The sequence below is a fragment of the Psychrosphaera sp. HA2-10 genome (genome assembly GCF_055693745.1).
Genome location: NZ_CM146341.1, coordinates 1,515,739 through 1,532,049 on the forward strand (window position 1 = coordinate 1,515,739; position 16,311 = coordinate 1,532,049).

General features: G+C 39.0%; 17 protein-coding genes. 4 read left to right on the forward strand and 13 right to left on the reverse strand.

Annotated features, from left to right (window positions below; all coding sequences use genetic code 11):
* Positions 1-53: 53 nt before the first annotated feature.
* The 8 genes from prc to ACZ1GV_RS06900 all read right to left on the reverse strand — a co-directional run bounded on the left by prc (position 54) and on the right by ACZ1GV_RS06900 (position 6,595).
* Positions 54-2,093: a carboxy terminal-processing peptidase gene (prc, locus tag ACZ1GV_RS06865; protein WP_472675827.1), complete on the reverse strand. Its 2,040-nt coding sequence runs from the start codon at positions 2,091-2,093 to the stop codon at positions 54-56.
* Positions 2,094-2,101: 8 nt separating this feature from the next.
* Positions 2,102-2,725 (reverse strand): RNA chaperone ProQ, encoded by a 624-nt coding sequence (gene proQ / locus ACZ1GV_RS06870; protein ID WP_472675828.1) that lies wholly within the window; start codon positions 2,723-2,725, stop codon positions 2,102-2,104.
* Positions 2,725-3,009, reverse strand: coding sequence for a VIT1/CCC1 transporter family protein (locus ACZ1GV_RS06875; protein WP_210559371.1), 285 nt, complete (start codon positions 3,007-3,009; stop codon positions 2,725-2,727). Before ACZ1GV_RS06875 ends, proQ begins: the two co-directional genes overlap by 1 nt.
* A 6-nt stretch (positions 3,010-3,015) precedes the next feature.
* On the reverse strand, positions 3,016-3,492 hold the full coding sequence (locus tag ACZ1GV_RS06880; protein WP_472675830.1) for a GAF domain-containing protein: 477 nt from the start codon (positions 3,490-3,492) through the stop codon (positions 3,016-3,018).
* A gap of 131 nt (positions 3,493-3,623) precedes the next feature.
* The gene (locus tag ACZ1GV_RS06885) at positions 3,624-4,448 is read right to left on the reverse strand and encodes a LytR/AlgR family response regulator transcription factor (RefSeq protein WP_472675831.1); all 825 of its coding nucleotides are present in this window, start codon (positions 4,446-4,448) and stop codon (positions 3,624-3,626) included.
* Positions 4,449-4,457: 9 nt separating this feature from the next.
* Positions 4,458-5,528: a sensor histidine kinase gene (locus ACZ1GV_RS06890; protein WP_472675832.1), complete on the reverse strand. Its 1,071-nt coding sequence runs from the start codon at positions 5,526-5,528 to the stop codon at positions 4,458-4,460.
* Between the two features lie 111 nt (positions 5,529-5,639).
* Positions 5,640-6,104, reverse strand: coding sequence for an Mpo1 family 2-hydroxy fatty acid dioxygenase (locus tag ACZ1GV_RS06895; RefSeq protein WP_472675833.1), 465 nt, complete (start codon positions 6,102-6,104; stop codon positions 5,640-5,642).
* An 80-nt stretch (positions 6,105-6,184) separates the two neighbouring features.
* A complete protein-coding gene (locus ACZ1GV_RS06900; RefSeq protein ID WP_210559366.1) occupies positions 6,185-6,595 on the reverse strand; it encodes an acyl-CoA thioesterase in 411 nt (136 codons plus the stop codon).
* A 123-nt stretch (positions 6,596-6,718) separates the two neighbouring features.
* On the opposite strand from ACZ1GV_RS06900, the gene ACZ1GV_RS06905 reads away from it, so the two are divergent.
* A complete protein-coding gene (locus ACZ1GV_RS06905) occupies positions 6,719-8,533 on the forward strand; it encodes a M61 family metallopeptidase (RefSeq protein ID WP_472675834.1) in 1,815 nt (604 codons plus the stop codon).
* A gap of 64 nt (positions 8,534-8,597) precedes the next feature.
* Here ACZ1GV_RS06905 and ACZ1GV_RS06910 read toward each other — a convergent pair whose 3' ends face one another.
* Together ACZ1GV_RS06910 and ACZ1GV_RS06915 are read right to left on the reverse strand one after the other, a co-directional pair.
* The gene (locus ACZ1GV_RS06910; protein WP_472675835.1) at positions 8,598-9,407 is read right to left on the reverse strand and encodes a M23 family metallopeptidase; all 810 of its coding nucleotides are present in this window, start codon (positions 9,405-9,407) and stop codon (positions 8,598-8,600) included.
* Positions 9,408-9,441: 34 nt separating this feature from the next.
* Positions 9,442-10,308 carry a 6-pyruvoyl trahydropterin synthase family protein gene (locus tag ACZ1GV_RS06915; protein WP_472675836.1) on the reverse strand — a complete coding sequence of 289 codons (867 nt, stop codon included), beginning with the start codon at positions 10,306-10,308 and terminating at the stop codon, positions 9,442-9,444.
* Positions 10,309-10,444: 136 nt separating this feature from the next.
* On the opposite strand from ACZ1GV_RS06915, the gene ACZ1GV_RS06920 reads away from it, so the two are divergent.
* On the forward strand, positions 10,445-10,765 hold the full coding sequence (locus tag ACZ1GV_RS06920; RefSeq protein WP_472675837.1) for a putative signal transducing protein: 321 nt from the start codon (positions 10,445-10,447) through the stop codon (positions 10,763-10,765).
* A 37-nt stretch (positions 10,766-10,802) separates the two neighbouring features.
* Here the strand turns inward: ACZ1GV_RS06920 and ACZ1GV_RS06925 are convergent, their stop codons facing one another.
* Entirely contained in the window at positions 10,803-11,243 is a 441-nt protein-coding gene (locus tag ACZ1GV_RS06925; RefSeq protein ID WP_472675838.1) for a VOC family protein, read from the reverse strand.
* A 163-nt stretch (positions 11,244-11,406) separates the two neighbouring features.
* Here ACZ1GV_RS06925 and ACZ1GV_RS06930 point away from each other — a divergent pair, with 163 nt between their 5' ends.
* The gene (locus ACZ1GV_RS06930; RefSeq protein WP_472675839.1) at positions 11,407-12,387 is read left to right on the forward strand and encodes a tRNA-dihydrouridine synthase; all 981 of its coding nucleotides are present in this window, start codon (positions 11,407-11,409) and stop codon (positions 12,385-12,387) included.
* 50 nt (positions 12,388-12,437) lie between these two features.
* Positions 12,438-14,276: a M2 family metallopeptidase gene (locus ACZ1GV_RS06935; RefSeq protein ID WP_472675840.1), complete on the forward strand. Its 1,839-nt coding sequence runs from the start codon at positions 12,438-12,440 to the stop codon at positions 14,274-14,276.
* 128 nt (positions 14,277-14,404) lie between these two features.
* Here ACZ1GV_RS06935 and ACZ1GV_RS06940 read toward each other — a convergent pair whose 3' ends face one another.
* On the reverse strand, positions 14,405-15,244 hold the full coding sequence (locus ACZ1GV_RS06940; RefSeq protein WP_472675875.1) for an isopenicillin N synthase family dioxygenase: 840 nt from the start codon (positions 15,242-15,244) through the stop codon (positions 14,405-14,407).
* Between the two features lie 89 nt (positions 15,245-15,333).
* Complete coding sequence (locus ACZ1GV_RS06945; protein ID WP_472675841.1) at positions 15,334-16,242, reverse strand: DMT family transporter; 909 nt, start codon at positions 16,240-16,242, stop codon at positions 15,334-15,336.
* Between the last annotated feature and the right edge of the window lie 69 nt (positions 16,243-16,311).

The window sequence follows — 16,311 nt, forward strand, 5'->3', positions numbered from 1 at the left end:
TGTATCTTTTACTAAAAAAGCAGCCAACGGCTGCTTTTCATCACCTTGACTGGCTACTTCGTCACTTTAGCGAACTGACCAGAGGATATTAAATCTGAAATAATGCGTGCAGACTCTTCAAGGAAAGGGTCAAGCTCTTCTACCTGTTTTGGTAGATCTGCGTCTACTGATTCAACTGCATCTAAACCAAAACGTTTTAATCGTTCATTTATACGCATTAATCGCTCTGATTTATTTTTTTCACGTTCTGCTATTCGTTCCGCTTCATTTAGCGAAATGTAGTTCTTATCTTTGTTTGCTTTGTATTCTTTAATATCTTTAAACAAATATTCAAACTCAGGCTCGTTTTGTATACGCGCAATGTGACGTTTATTAAGTACTTCAACCTGGCTCGAAACGAGCGCAGACGTTTTATATTTGGCCGGACGGATATTATCCCAAGGTAAAGCATTTTCTTCCTGGCTTTCACCCCAATCAGCTGCATCAATTGCAGATGGGAATATAATGTCAGGTACTACACCCTTGTTTTGAGTACTGCCACCGTCAATTCGATAAAATTTCGCTATGGTAAACTGAATAGAACCAAGCTTGTTATCAAAGCGGTCAAAAGCCCTTCCAATTCCACGGTGCTCTTGCACTGTACCTTTACCAAACGTTTGCTCACCAACAATTAACGCTCGTCCGTAATCTTGAAGTGCTGCCGCGAAAATCTCAGATGCAGATGCACTATAACGATCTACTAATACAGTTAATGGGCCGTCATAGTAACTAACACCATCATAATCACCGCGTTGGCTAATATTGCCAATACTGTTTCTGATTTGAACAACGGGTCCTTTATCTATAAACAAGCCGGTCAATAGTGACGCTTCTGTTAGTGAACCCCCACCATTTCCGCGAAGATCAACGATAATGCCTTCGACATTTTTATCTTTAAGCTTTTTAACTTCAGCTTTTACATCTTCCGATAGGTTGTTATAAAAACTAGGAATAGTAATTACGCCGACTTTAGTGCCTAACTCACCTGTTTTAGATTCAAACATTTCTGAAGATGCAGCGCGATCTTCTAAACGAACTTTGTCACGAATAATGGCAACTTCTTTAGAGTTACCTGCAGCATTATCACCTCTGACAACCTGTAACTTGACTTCAGTGCCCTTCTTGCCTTTTATAAGCTCAACAACATCATCCAAGCGCCAACCAATAACATCAACAAAATCTTCGCTGCCTTGCGCAACCGCAATAATTTTATCTTCAGGTTTTAGTTGATTGGTTTGATCTGCTGGACCGCCTGGAACTAGACTACGAATAACAGTAAACTCATCTACAGGCTGCAAAACAGCACCAATACCCTCTAGCTCTAGATTCATTTCCACTTTAAATCTGTCTGCACGACGAGGCGAAAGATAAGAAGTGTGAGCTTCAATACTTCGTGCAAATGAATTCATTACCAACTGAAACGCGTCTTCATTTTGCGACTGCGTTAGGCGTCGAACAGCATTGACATAACGTTTCTTTAATGTCTCTTTTATACCGTCAACATCCTTGCCAGCAAGTTTAAGATTTAATGCATCATACTTAAGTTTCTTAGCCCAAAACTCATCAAGCTCAGCTTCTGTTGTCGCCCACGGCTGATCTTCCCGATCAAAATAAAAAACGTCTTTTTTTGTAAAATCCATCGGCTTTTCAAGCCACTGAATTGCTTGTCGGTAGCGGTCAACTCGACGTTTGATTGACTCTTCAAACAGATCAAAAGCGAAATCTAAAGAACCTGTACTGATTCCGTCATCAAATTTTGTGGCGTATTGACTAAATTTTTCAATATCAGAGGCGAGAAATAGACTCTTGTTATAGTCTAAGTTTCTCAGATACCTATCGTAAATTTTTGCAGACAGTTCATCATCAAGTTGAACTTTTTTATAATGCGAACGAGAGAACCAGGCAGTGATTCTTTTCGAAGCCACTTTATGTTGGGCCTCTTGAACCAAATCTGGAACAACAAAATCTTCTACATTGCTTTCCGCGTGTGCCACGCTAAAAAGTGATAAAGATGCGATAATCGAGCTTGCTAATACGTTCTTAACTGTCTGCATATACGCTCCTATGCTTTAAAAATACTATCCTTTGATACCTTCATAACCATACCTGAAGATAACTGAACTGAAACCTCTCCTTTAGAAGCTTCGACAATTGTCGCAGCCATTGGTTTCATTCCTAACTTAACTAAAACAGCAGTACCTTCACTAAAGTCTTCATTGCTTACCAATTCTTTAACTGGTTGCGACTCTTTATCTGCGGCCTTTTCTACTGGCTTCGCTTTACGTTTAGGTGGGTTTTTTACGGCTTTAGCGGGACGTTTTGGTGCATCTTTTTTTGCTTGCGCTTTACGTTTTTCATCAAACTTGGCTTTACTTTCGGCAAGTTGAGCTTTTGCATGCTCTACATGTTCAGGCGTTAGAGCCTCAACATCTTGACCAGCTAAGTCCACTCGCATTCCACCTTTTTCAACAGCTTCTAGGTATCTCCAGCTGTTAGTGTATCGACGTAAAGCGTGACGAACTTGTGTTTTTGAGACTGGATCTTCTTCACTTAATTCTGAAGCTATGTCATTAAAAATACCGATTTTTAATGGTTTAGCTGCACCTTTGATGCTAAAGCTTTCAGGGAATTTAGTTGCTAAAAATTCGATAACTGTTTTAAGGTCTGTTTTCTGTTGAGATTGCATTAATCGTTCTCTATTTCATCTAATTTCTGAACTACAAAGCTGGTTAACCAACTTTCTAATTCATCTAATTCATTTTCTATAACAAAGTCTTGTCCAGCGACAGCTTCCCAAAACTCGTCAAATAATTTTTCCGCCATCAAGGGTGTGGCGTGATCTGGTAGCATGCCATACGCTTGATAAATCATTTCATTTATTCGTTCTACAACTTCTTCTTCCTCGCCATCCCAATCACCTACGATTTCGATGCCGACTAGAAAATCTCGAACGTCTATAAACTCTTTCATTATAATTTATGGCCAAATAGTTTGGATCATTTCAACTAGCTTTTCCATGCCAGTTGCGTCTTCTTGATCAAAACGGCCCACTGATGGACTGTCAATGTCTAACACTGCGACTACCGAACCGTTAACTACTATAGGCACTACTACCTCAGAGTTACTGGCGGCGTCACACGCTATGTGACCTTCGAACTCATGAACATCAAATACTAATTGCGTTTTGTTTTCAGCTACTGCTGTACCACAAACACCTCTACCGACAGGAATTCGCACACATGCTGCACGCCCCTGAAACGGGCCCAGGATAAGCTCGTCGCTTTCACCGTTAACGCTTTTGCCCATTAAGTAAAAACCTGCCCAATTTACGTCATCTAATCTTTCAAAAAGAATGGCACTTATATTAGAAAGGTTAGCAATAAGATTCGGCTCGCCTTCACACAATGCTTTAGATTGCATGATTATCTCACGATAGAATTCTTTTTTGTCCAAAGTTATCCCACAGATTTTTTATTGTTAAAAATATAGCCTGCTAAGTTACCCCTAATCACTGTAAATTTAAAGGCGTTGTCACTAATAAAGTTAGGCTATTTTGACTTTTTGGGTGTTTTTTCAGCAAGCCTCTATAAAAATAGCGCTCTTACCTTGTCTCGGTAACTTCTACTTACTCTAATTTCGTGCTCATTGTTGAGTTGAATTACATATTCACCATTGCTTAACGTTAAGACTTTCTTCACTGCGTTGTTATTAACTAGCACTGAACGGTGCACTCTTACAAACAGTTTAGGATTTAATTCTTGCTCAAGTTGTTTCATTGTTTTTCGTAAAATATGCGTCTGGCCATCTGCGCAATGAACACACATGTAATCACCAGCTGCATCAACCCAAAGCACATCATGGACTGACAATCGAGTTGTTTCGCCAACGTCTTTTACTGAAATATAATCACGGTACTCCTGGACAGCCAACGGCTCTCCTTTCGCTAAACTGTCCAGTATCTCGTCGGAATTAGAGCCCGTGAGTTGGGCCATAAAATTAACCAGTTGCATTTGCTGTTCTGAACTGTGAGAAGAAGAAAAGCTGTTTTCTACTTTTTGCATGCAATCTTTTAAACGGTCTTCGTCAACCGGCTTCAATAGATAGTCGATGGCATGCACTTCGAAGGCTTTTAATGCGTATTGGTCATAGGCAGTTACAAATACGATCTTTGGCAATTCTGTTAGCTCTTGTTGTAGCCTATTTAATACATCAAATCCGGTCATACCCGGCATTTGGATATCTAGAAAGACCAAATCAGGTTTTAGTTCAATAATTTTTTCAATTGCCTGATGACCATTTTTGCACTGTTCTATTATGTCTACACGCTCAAATTTACTGAGTCGAATTTGTAAGCCTTTACGAGCTAAAGGCTCGTCATCCACTATTATTGTTTTTATTGCTTTTAACATTTAACAGTCCTACTCAGATTCAAATTCTAATGGAATTCGAATATTAACTTTTAAGCCATTAGGTTCAACCGATGATAATACAAAAGAATGATCATCGTATAAGTTTTGTAAACGCTCTTTTATATTTTTAATACCCACACCTACGCCTTGCTGACCATTATTATAATGACCATTATCAAGTCCCGGTCCATTATCCTTTACCTCTAAAAGTAAGTCATGGCCGAAGGTTTTTGCACTAACGGAAATAATCCCACCCTCATCACACGCTGCAATTGCATATTTAATAGAATTCTCTATCAAAGGTTGCAATAGCAGGCTTGGCACTAGCGCTTGTTCTGCGTCTTCCGATACCGTCCATTCAACCGCTAATCTATCTTCAAATCGGATTTTTTCAATTTCTAAGTACAACGATAACGCTTTTATTTCTTGGCGCAAAGGCACTTTTTTAATGGGGTCAGTATGCAAAGAGTGGCGCAAAAACTCACTCAATTTACTTACCATTCTATTCGCAGTATTGTTTTCTTCACACATTATTAGAGTGGAAATGGCGTTTAATGTATTAAATAAAAAGTGTGGGTTTAATTGATATCGCAACATCTTTAGTTGTGCTTGGTTTGCCATATTCGCTGCGGTAAGTACTTTTTGTCTCTCTTTTTGTAGCATTTGGTAATACTTGATACCAAAATATAAACCACTCCAACAAAGGACAATATAAAAACTACCTAAGGTATTTTGAAAGTATATGGTCCAGTCATCTGGATGCGAGCCAAATTTATAAAATTCAAAAAAGCTAAACCTTTTAATAACGCCCCAAGTTATACCTACGACAAACGACGCACTTAAAATCGTTAATACAAGCTTCGTCGGTTTCATGTCCCACACTTTTTGGTACAAGTAACGCAATGGGAAAGTTAGCATTGCTCCTATATAAGCATCGGAAATAATAATAAAAACATAGCTGTCTCTAAAATTATCAACAAATGATCCTATGTAATGAACTAATGCAAAACTACACCAGCCTACTATGTGTAAAATCCAGAAAAACTTTTTTCTGTCATCTATTAATGTTTGAAAATTCAAATTAATTCCACCCCTCAGCGTAAAGCTGTTGTAACTACATTATAAGGAGAAGGTTGTGTTAAATACGGCAAATAGACCCGCGAACAGGGTCATTTGTCGCATTGCGGTAGGTTAGTTTTGTTCTTTGCCAAGACCAAAAAGGTGACAAAAAATCCATGCGGGGCCAATTAATAAAAATTGAACGTCTTTAAAGAACGATGGTTTTTTACCTTCAATTTTATGACCTATAAATTGTAAAACCCAAGCTATTACAAAAACGGTGACTGACATAACTAACACAGACATGGATATGTTACTTTCCCACCAAGCCACAAATAGAACCATAACAATAGAACTGGCTGTCATACCAAAACCTACTATTAAAGAAAGGCGAAAGTAAAATATAAGTGCCGGCACTAAAAATAACGTAGCCCAATTAACATAATTTGGTAAGTTAACTGCCGGAAACGGCACACTCCACAACAGGCCAATTACCGTCATAAATATGGCGGGAACACAAATGTAATGAATTACTTTATTCGTTCGGTTTTGATGACTTTCACCATATTCCGAAAGCCACTGCTGCAAATTTTTCATATGTTATATATCGTTTTTATTATTATTTGTTAGCAATATAAACGCTAAGCCCATGGAAAAACAAGCACAAGCAACAATTTTTACATATCAATGTCAGCCAAAACTGGTGTTGGTTTACGGTCATCATCTAATGCAACAAATTTAAACGAGCCAGAGATAGCTTTATGCTTATCATCTTGATACATGCCTTCAATAAATATGTTTACTTCCACCACCAAACTTGTTCTACCTAATTGCGCAATACTTGCCACTAGTTCAACTATTGAACCAGCTGGAATCGGCTCTTTGAAATCAACTCGATCAGAGGAAATAGTAACAAGAGGTTTACGACAAAATCGTGTCGCACAAATAAACGCTACTTCATCCATCCAGGCTAAGGCTTCTCCACCAAATAAGGTGTTGTGATGATTTGTACGACCTGGAAAAACGGTTTTGGTTGTGTAGGTAGTTGCATAATTAATTCTGGCTTGGACTTTTTCTGAATATTCCATATGATCACTTTTAGCTTGAAGGGTTTAGCTCTATTATAAACCGAATATGACACTTACTATTAAGAATACTTAAGTATTCTGTATTAACTGTTAATTTTTTAGTCACTATGGGTGAATTTTGTTATGTCTGCCGTGAATTATATTATTTCTATCGAAAACCCAGTAACGCACTTATTCTCTATAAAAATAAACTATAACCCTTCAACGCCAAAATTTGACGAGTTATATATGCCAAATTGGATTCCTGGCAGTTATATGATTCGGGACTTTGCAAAACATGTTCTTGATGTTAAAGCTTTTGATGAAAACGGTTCTTTAGATATTAACTTCGTTTCCAAAAACACCTTAAAACTAACTCATAATCAACGTCCCGTTACAGTTGAATACAAATACTATGCATTTGATTTAAGCGTACGAAAAGCATATTTAGATCAGGAATATGGTTTTATCAATCCAGCCAGTAGTTGCTTTACAGTAAAGGGCCTTGAACAACTTAAATGCAATGTAACTCTTAGTAAACAACAAAACCCTTCAACAAAGAACTGGACGCCAGCAACAGGATTAGACAAGGCAAATCAGACAGACGACTTTAGTTGGGGCGATTATCGTGCAGACAACTATTTAGCATTTACTGACTACCCTATCTTATTTGGCGAATTAGACATCGCCAAATTTACGATTAATGACATTCCTCATTATGTCATTACAGTCGGTCAACACTTTGGTGATTTACAGCGCGTTGCTCGTGACCTAACTCCCATATGTCAATATCAAGCAGACATGTTTGATGGGCTTCCCGATGATGTCGAGCAATATTTATTTCTGACGATGATCACAGATAACGGTTTTGGTGGTTTAGAACACCTAAACTCGACGGCTTTGGTCGCTAGCCGATTTGATATTGCCAGTTCAGAACAAGAAATAAGTGATGGTTATCAAACTTTTTTAAGCTTGTGTAGTCATGAATATTTGCACACTTGGAACGTTAAACGACTAAAGCCAAAGGAATTCATTCCTTACCAATTAGATCAGGAAGTGTATACCACGCAGTTATGGTTTTATGAGGGTATGACCTCTTATTTTGATGACCTAAGCTTGGTTGCGACAAACACGATATCAATAGAAACATACTTAAATGGATTGGCAAAAACACTAACAAGAATTGAGCGTGGAGAAGGACAGTTACGTCAGTCGGTTACTGAGAGTAGCTTGTTAACGTGGACAAAGTTCTATCAACAAGACGATACGGCGCCCGACCAGATTGTTAGCTACTATTTAAAAGGTGCAGCTATGGCCTGTTTTGCTGATTTAGCAATTCGACAGCAATCAAATAATGAACAGTGTTTAAAGCAAGTTATGGCTACGGCCTGGAATAAATTTGGCGTGACTAATTTAGGGACCAGTCAACAGGATTTGGAAAGTCTATTTCATACATTTATGTCTGAAGCCCACTATCAACAGTTCCTAAGTATGCTTTACAATAAAGAAAAGATTGATTTAAAAGATGTGTTTAACAGTGTTGGTTTAAAATTGAGTTACCAGAGCCAAAATAAATCTGGCCAATGGTTTAATGAAACAAAATCGACAAATGTAGATGGCGATAAACAAACTAAAGCTACAGCTCCTAATTACTGGATTGGCGCTACTTTGGCTAAGATAAATGGTGAAATTGTAGTAAAACAGGTAATGGAAAACTCTCCAGCCCAATTGGCGGGCATAGCAACTGGTGATGTTCTCGTTGCGTTTAATAGTCTAAAAATTAATACCGAGAGTATTGAGGCTTTAGTGAAAAATGCTGCAATAGATAAAGGAAATAAGATCCATTATTTTAGAAAGGATAGACTCTTACACGCCGACATAGAGATGAGAACGAGCGCAGACTTTGTTGCGGGTTTTTCTATCGTAGACCGCGAAAAAGTACGAGCATGGCTGAGTTAATCTTTCATTGCTACTTAACCAACAAGCTTTAAAAACGAGGGCTTGATGTTTAAGTCGGTGAAATTTAATTTTCTAATAAAAATTGTGGGTCAAGGCGGCGATTAAACCAATTTAGTCGCCAGTCTAAATGAGGGCCAGTTACCCTGCCCGTCGCACCAATTTCGGCAATTTTTTCACCTTGATTAATAGTATCTCCAGTTTTCACCGTTAATTTACTTAAATGAATGTAAGTAGAAGTAACGCCTAAGCCGTGATCAATAATCAAGGTGCCACCTGAATAATATAAGTCAGGCTCGGCAAGTACCACCTTCCCAGACCAAGGAGCTACAACTTTAGTTCCAGTTACGGCGGCTATGTCCAAACCAAAGTGGGGACGTTTCGGAACACCATTGAATACCCGTCTAGAACCATAAACGCCACTAATTCTTCCTTCTGCGGGCCTTATAGTTGGTTCTAAAAAGTCGGTTCTAAAAGACATTTTTTCGCGCGCTGCTTTCACTAATGCCGAGTCGTTTTTTATTCTTTCTAGCACAGAAGCCGGTGGTGAGACGTATTTTGAAGCAACACCATCTACTCGATCAATTTTGTATTCTCTTTGGGATACTAACAATGTCTTGGTTTCAACGTCGCCGTTTTTATAAACCACGATTAACTCTGATTCAGCTTTCGCATCTACTCCAAAGCCAAAAACGAATAAGGTTCCGTTTGGATGAATTGGAATTTTAACGCCATCTATCGTAACGTTACTTAGTGGCGAAGTGGCCTGGCCGTATACCAAACCACCCTGAGAAAAGGTACCGCTGAGATGCGTGTTCAGCAACTCTGCTTTTAATGAAAAGGCAGTGATAAAAATTAAGATAAATAGTATTTTCATATGCTCTGCTCCGTCATAGCACCATTTAGTAATCTTATGAAAAGGCAATCGCACCTTTGGCAACACCCTCATAAGCCACTACTTTGTAACTATTATCAGGGTTTTCTGTCTTTAATTTATCTGCTAGATATTGTGCAATTAATTCAACAGTTGTATCAACTGGCATGGTATATACTGATGATTTATCCATCGCCAACTCAAAATGCCCCTGTGATGACTCATACTTAAAAGCAACTTGGTTATCTCGTTTTGATATAAATTCTAGTTGTTCTGCTGTAACTTCATCTTCTAATGTAGCGACGTAAATATCCTGCCACAATAAAGAAAGTTCTTTTTCTAGTCTTGGCGATTTCATGCCGTTTTCAAAGATTTGTATTTTTGATCTATGTCCGTGAGCAATACGTTGACAATTACCGTCATGCTTTTTAAGGCCGTGAGTATAATGATAATAAAATCCAGATATGTCCTCAGCTCGCAATGACAGCTCAACTTTTTTAACGTTATCAGGAAGCTGCGGCTTAATCACCGAGGCCAAATGTGTAATAACGTCAGGCATTTCTATACGCTCAGCGTCAATAAAACAATAGGCATCCGCAGGACTAGAAATTGAAATTACTTCACCCTTTGTCGACTCAAAATCAACTCGAATATAATCTTTATTTTCTATGTGGGTAACAGCAATACCATCAAACTCTGTAGGAATAACAAGTTTATGATCAACTGTGTCGTCGATAATACGCTTAACTTGTTTTTTGACTTTAGCAAAGTCTAAAACCATGTTTTGTTCATCAAGTTCACCGTGTAACGTCAAATCAACGATCCAACTCTCACCTACCATGCCTCTTTGAGTGCACAGGTATGAAAAATCTATCACGGTTAAGTCATTAACAAACAGTTGCATATTACTCTCTCTCTTTAAAACGAGGCGCTATTATAAAGACTATTCGTACATATCGCATTAATTGTTTTTAGTTAACTTGGCATATTATCGAAGAGTAAGTCATAGTATAAAACAACATATTGAATCAGGTGGGTGAATGAAGAAAGTTTATCAGTGTAGCAATACTTTAGAATTACAACCCTTTATCGAAACATTAAAGCGACTGGACATTAAGCATTTGATTAAAAATGAATATATATCCGGAGCTATTGGTGAGTTACCGTTTACTGAAGCATGGCCTCAAATTTGGGTGTTAAATGATAATGATGTAGCTGAAGCGACAGCGGCATGCCGCGCGACTGAAACCGATATCAACAGCGACAAACCTGACTGGGATTGCTCGCACTGTGGCGAAACCAACCATGCGAGCTTTGAGTTTTGTTGGCAATGTGAACATTTAGATAGTCAGCAACTATAAATGGTCCCGTTGTCAGCGTTCTGTATTTACAAAAGATTTACCAACTACCTGTATTAGGCATTGACGCCCATGGTTCCTTAGGCTCAAGTGACCCATTTTTTTGTATTAATTCAATGCTGATCCCATCTGGAGATTTTACAAATGCCATATGTCCACATCTCGGCGGTCGATTAATTACAACGCCGCCATCCTGCAGCTTTTGACATAATTCGTAAATATCGTTAACTCTAAATGCCAAATGTCCAAAATTTCGGCCGCCAGTATATTCCTCAGGATCCCAATTATAGGTCAACTCAATGGTTGGCTTTTTTGTTTCGACAGCTTCAGCTAATTGATCTGGTGCCGCTAAAAATACTAATGTAAAGCGCCCCTGTTCATTATCTTGTCGGTGTACTTCCTGTAGTCCCAATAAATCACAATAAAACGCCATCGACTCATTTAAGTCTTTTACCCGAACCATAGTGTGAACATATTCCATATTGATTCCTTGTATACATATTAATTTTGGTGAATTTATCATGAATTTTAAGGTAAAACATCAGTAGCTTTTATAAATCAGGGCCCGATATATAAGTGATAAACTGGTCACCCTTGCACAAAGTCATTATAATACGCGCCCCTAAAACATTAAGACTATAACGATGATCAAACCACAAATTACATTAGCGCCGATGGAAGGTGTTATAGACCATTTAATGCGCCAAATGCTCACGAGTTTCGGTGGTATTGATTTGTGTGTTACCGAATTTATCCGCATTGTTGATCAAAAGTTACCTGATCGTGTGTTTTATCGCTACTGCCCCGAATTATATAACGGCTGTAAAACACCTTCTGGCACGCCAGTACGGATTCAGCTTCTCGGACAGGACCCACAGTGGTTAGCCGAAAATGCCGTTGTCGCGACACGGTTAGGAAGCCCTGGGATAGACTTAAATTTTGGATGCCCGGCTAAAGCTGTCAATAAAAGTCGTGGTGGCGCCATTTTATTAAAAGAGCCTGATACGCTTTACCAAATTGCAAAAGCTGTAAGAGCGGCCGTTGATTCGAATTTACCAGTTACTGCCAAAATGAGACTCGGTTTTGATGATTCATCTTTAGCCATTGAAAATGCGCAGGCCTTAAGTGAGGGCGGAGTTTCTGAGATCGCTATTCACGCAAGAACTAAAAGTGACGGCTACAAACCACCGGCTTATTGGGAACAAATAAAAGGTATTAGCCAACATGTAGACACGCCATTGATTGCAAATGGTGAAATTTGGAACCCAGAACAAGCGAGCCTTTGTCAGCAACGTTCAGGGTGCACCAACCTTATGATTGGACGTGGTGCACTCGCCCTACCGAATCTAGCAGCTTGGATTAAAGGTGACCAAGAACCGTTACATTGGGTAGATGTGCTGTCTTTGCTAATTAGCTATTCAAAACATGAAATTGAGGGTGACAAAGGCCTTTATTATTCAAACCGAGTCAAGCAATGGATGGTTTATCTTAAAATGACCTACCCACAGGCAGAGTCCTTTTTTAGAGCCATCCGTACTATCAAAAAAACAGATGAAATGTTATCTGCTATCCATTTAGAACACCACGTACATTCTAATATTGCGCAATCGTCTGTGCTTGGTTAATCTAACCTTGGACATAGTGATCAAATAATAAAAAAGAACCAGGATCAAATATGAAAAACAAACGTATTTCTGCAAGCTTATTAGTGGCAAGCGCGGTATCAATGGCTTTAGTCGGCTGTGGTAATGAGTCAGTCAATAAGGATTCGCAACAAACACCTCAAGTACAAACTCTTACGGTTAACGATGCTAAAGCTTATGTTGTCGACGCTGAGAAAAGGTTAGCTGAACTTTATGAATATGCAGCTAAAGCCGAGTGGGTTGCACAAACCTATATCACCGAAGATACACAATTTATCGCCTCTAAAGCTAATGAAGAAATTAAACTTCTTGGTATAGAACTAGCAAATGGCGCAGCCAAATTCAAAGACCTCAAATTGGATTTTGATACAGAGCGTAAACTAAACCTTCTTCGCTTAGGCCTTACCCTACCAGCTCCAGCGGAGTCTCCTGAGTTAGCTTCTGAACTTGCACAAATCGAAAGTAAATTATCTGCGATTTACGGTTCTGGTCAGACTCCAGAAGGTACAAAATTTGATTTGATAGAATTGTCAAATACACTAGCAACCTCTGACGATCCAGACGCCTTATTAAACGCTTGGGTTGATTGGCGAAAAGTATCTCCGAGCATGAAAGAAAAGTATACGCGCTTGGTTGAAATCGCAAACCAAGGGGCCAAAGATCTTGGCTTTAGTGATGTTGGTGCAATGTGGCGTTCAAAGTATGACATGGAACCAGACGCATTTGCAGCTGAAATGGATCGTGTTTGGGGTCAAGTAAAGCCTCTGTATGACTCATTACATTGTCATGTAAGAGCAAAGCTAAACGAAAAGTATGGTGATGAAGTTGCGCCTGCACAAGGCGAAATTCCAGCACATTTGTTAGGTAATATGTGGGCCCAAACTTGGGGCAATATATATGATCTTGTTGCACCGTCAGGTGGTAGCGGAATCGATGTTACCGAAAAGTTAATAGCTAATGATTACGACTCAATCAAAATGGTTGAACAAGCCGAAGGCTTTTTTACTTCACTCGGTTTTGATCCCCTTCCGGAAACGTTCTGGACGCGATCGCAATTTGATAAGCCAATTGACCACGATTCAGTTTGTCACGCAAGTGCTTGGGACGTAACTGAAACAGACTACCGTATCAAAATGTGTATTCAACAAACCGGCGAAGAGTTTAACGTTATACATCATGAACTTGGTCACAATTTTTACCAGCGTGCTTATAACCAAACACAGCCTTTACTTTATCGAGGCAGTGCAAACGATGGATTCCACGAAGCAATTGGTGACACTGTAGCGCTATCTATCACACCCAAATACTTAAAAGAAATTGGCCTTATTGACGCTGAGCCAGATGCATCAGGAGATTTGCCATTTCTTATGCGTATGGCGATGGACAAGGTTGCATTTCTGCCATTTGGTCTAATGGTTGATAAATGGCGCTGGCAGGTATTTAGCGGTGAATTGTCAGCTGATCAATATAACGAAGGTTGGTGGAAATTACGTGAAGAATATCAAGGCGTAAAAGCCCCAGTTTTACGAACAGAAGCAGATTTTGATGCTGGCTCAAAATATCACATTCCGGCAAACACGCCTTACTCTCGCTATTTCCTAGCTCATATTCTGCAATTCCAGTTCCATCGTGAACTATGTAACATTGCAGGTGAAACAGGTCCTCTGCACCGCTGCTCTATTTATAACAACAAAGACGTAGGTAAAAAGCTAAACGCTATGTTGGAAATGGGTATGAGCAAACCGTGGCAAGAAGCGTTAGAGGCAATGACAGGTTCTAAAGAAATGGATGCTACCGCAGTTATCGACTACTTTGCACCGCTTAAAACTTGGTTAGACAAGCAAAACGTTAATCGCCAGTGTGGCTGGTAAATTAATTATTTGCTGTAATTTGCTTTAATATTTTGATACTAAAAAGCGGAGTTTAAAAACTCCGCTTTTTTTATGTGTTATGCGCCGTCTCAAATAACCTTGCTGATTACTGTTGGACAGGTAACGCCTTATTTAACGCCTAGCTCTCTTAAACGTTCATCTAAGTATTCACCCGCGGTATAACGGTCAGATAAAACTACATCAGGACGTGGGTGTAAAAATAGTGGTAAAGAAATGCGCGACTTACTGCGATCCGCCCCTTCAGGGTTTATTACACGGTGAATAGTAGATGGGAAATAACCACCTGACGCTTCTTGTAACATGTCACCAATGTTCACCACTAAACAACCAAAGTCACCAGGTACATCAAACCAAGAGCCATCTTTCTTCTGTACTTGCAACCCACCTTGGTTGGCAGCTGGTAGCACGGTTAATAAGTTGATGTCACCGTGAGCGGCAGCACGAATAGCACCAGCTTCTTCTTCACCAGTAATAGGTGGATAATGAAGAATTCGAAGTAACGTTTGTTCACTATCTTTAATCATTGAAGAAAGTGCCGTTTTATAATTCGCTGCGACATCTGCTGGAGAATGTTTTTCCACCCAGTCTAATAACGTCGATGCCAATGCGTTTGCTTGTTCATAATATGCATGAATTTGCTCACGAAGTTCCTCTGGACATTGGCCCCAAGGGTAATAATGGTAGTATTCTTTAATGTCTTTTTTATCGTGACCCTTGGCTGTTTCACTCACTGTATCTGGGAAAAAACCGTCTTGAGTATCTACATTAAAGTGAAAGTCTTGTTTATTTTCTGAAGCGAAGTATCCAGCCCAATTGTCATAAATAGACTGCAATAAATCTTTTTGTAGTGGATGGTTTTTTAAAACACCAAAACCGGTTTCGTGAAGAGACTTAACAAACTCTTGAGCTGCATTATCAGCTTTAAAATCAACAATAGATAACATTATAATTCCAACCTCGTAATTTATGCCGCGAATTATATGTGATTTTAGTCCGTAATCAAAAGATAAAGCAGAAAAACATAACTTGGATCAAACTAAACGCCGAGATTACTATTTTTTGTTCGATTATATTTTGCAAAAAAACGGTTACCAAACTGAAAAACACCTAGTCCAATCATTATTAAAACGCCACCGACTAGTAAAGTCATAGAAAAACGTTCGTTATTAAGAAGTATGCCCAAAGTCATAGAAACAACTGGCGTCAACATGGTTACTAATGCAACAGTACTCGTTTCCAACTTTTGTAATATGTAAAAATACGCTAAGAAACCAAGTAACGATGCAAAGATTCCCATATAAATAACTGACCACACTGCTCGTGGCTGCCACTGTTCATAATTAACTTCGCCATCGAGTAACAACCAGGCTAATAGATATACGGGCAGAGAAACTATTAACGAGCCGACTGTTGTTGATAATGGATGAAGATCTATTTTTACGCCTTTAACCAAAACGCTACTTAAACTAAATAACACCACACCAACAAAAATGAAAGTAAACCCATAAATAGCTCCGTCGTTAATCACCATATTCTCGCTACACACTATTGCTAGGCCAGTGAGCGCAATAAATAACGACATTTTTTTTGTTTTAGTAAACTTAGTTTCGGACAACCAACGTTGTGCTAATAGACCAGACAATATTGGTGTCAATCCAAAGCTCAGCGCCATAAGACCCGACGATATATATTGGGCAGCAAAATAACAAAACAGCATACCAACCGATAAACTGATACTAGAAAAACAGTATACTTTGAAGGCTCTTCGTGAAGTATTAAGTTTAATATTTAGCGAATACATTAATAGTAAGCCAACCGTTGCCGCAATTGACATTCTCATTAATAAAGACAAGGTGGGTGAAATGGATTCACTGCTCCAAACAATCCCCAACGGTGTAGTAGACCAAACTAAAACAACAACAAAAAACGCAATTGAAACAGGCATTGTTTATCCAACTAAAAAGTAGCAACGATTCATCCGCTCACAAGGCTAGAGTATATACTTTAATGGTGT

Excerpts from the sequence above, each read along its gene's own strand:
- prc (WP_472675827.1), bottom strand. The coding sequence starts at position 2,093 with ATGCAGACAGTTAAGAACGTATTAGCAAGCTCGATTATCGCATCTTTA.
- proQ (WP_472675828.1), bottom strand. The coding sequence starts at position 2,725 with ATGCAATCTCAACAGAAAACAGACCTTAAAACAGTTATCGAATTTTTA.
- ACZ1GV_RS06875 (WP_210559371.1), bottom strand. The coding sequence starts at position 3,009 with ATGAAAGAGTTTATAGACGTTCGAGATTTTCTAGTCGGCATCGAAATC.
- ACZ1GV_RS06885 (WP_472675831.1), bottom strand. The coding sequence starts at position 4,448 with ATGTTAAAAGCAATAAAAACAATAATAGTGGATGACGAGCCTTTAGCT.
- ACZ1GV_RS06895 (WP_472675833.1), bottom strand. The coding sequence starts at position 6,104 with ATGAAAAATTTGCAGCAGTGGCTTTCGGAATATGGTGAAAGTCATCAA.
- ACZ1GV_RS06900 (WP_210559366.1), bottom strand. The coding sequence starts at position 6,595 with ATGGAATATTCAGAAAAAGTCCAAGCCAGAATTAATTATGCAACTACC.
- ACZ1GV_RS06905 (WP_472675834.1), top strand. The coding sequence starts at position 6,719 with ATGTCTGCCGTGAATTATATTATTTCTATCGAAAACCCAGTAACGCAC.
- ACZ1GV_RS06910 (WP_472675835.1), bottom strand. The coding sequence starts at position 9,407 with ATGAAAATACTATTTATCTTAATTTTTATCACTGCCTTTTCATTAAAA.
- ACZ1GV_RS06915 (WP_472675836.1), bottom strand. The coding sequence starts at position 10,308 with ATGCAACTGTTTGTTAATGACTTAACCGTGATAGATTTTTCATACCTG.
- ACZ1GV_RS06920 (WP_472675837.1), top strand. The coding sequence starts at position 10,445 with ATGAAGAAAGTTTATCAGTGTAGCAATACTTTAGAATTACAACCCTTT.
- ACZ1GV_RS06925 (WP_472675838.1), bottom strand. The coding sequence starts at position 11,243 with ATGGAATATGTTCACACTATGGTTCGGGTAAAAGACTTAAATGAGTCG.
- ACZ1GV_RS06930 (WP_472675839.1), top strand. The coding sequence starts at position 11,407 with ATGATCAAACCACAAATTACATTAGCGCCGATGGAAGGTGTTATAGAC.
- ACZ1GV_RS06935 (WP_472675840.1), top strand. The coding sequence starts at position 12,438 with ATGAAAAACAAACGTATTTCTGCAAGCTTATTAGTGGCAAGCGCGGTA.
- ACZ1GV_RS06945 (WP_472675841.1), bottom strand. The coding sequence starts at position 16,242 with ATGCCTGTTTCAATTGCGTTTTTTGTTGTTGTTTTAGTTTGGTCTACT.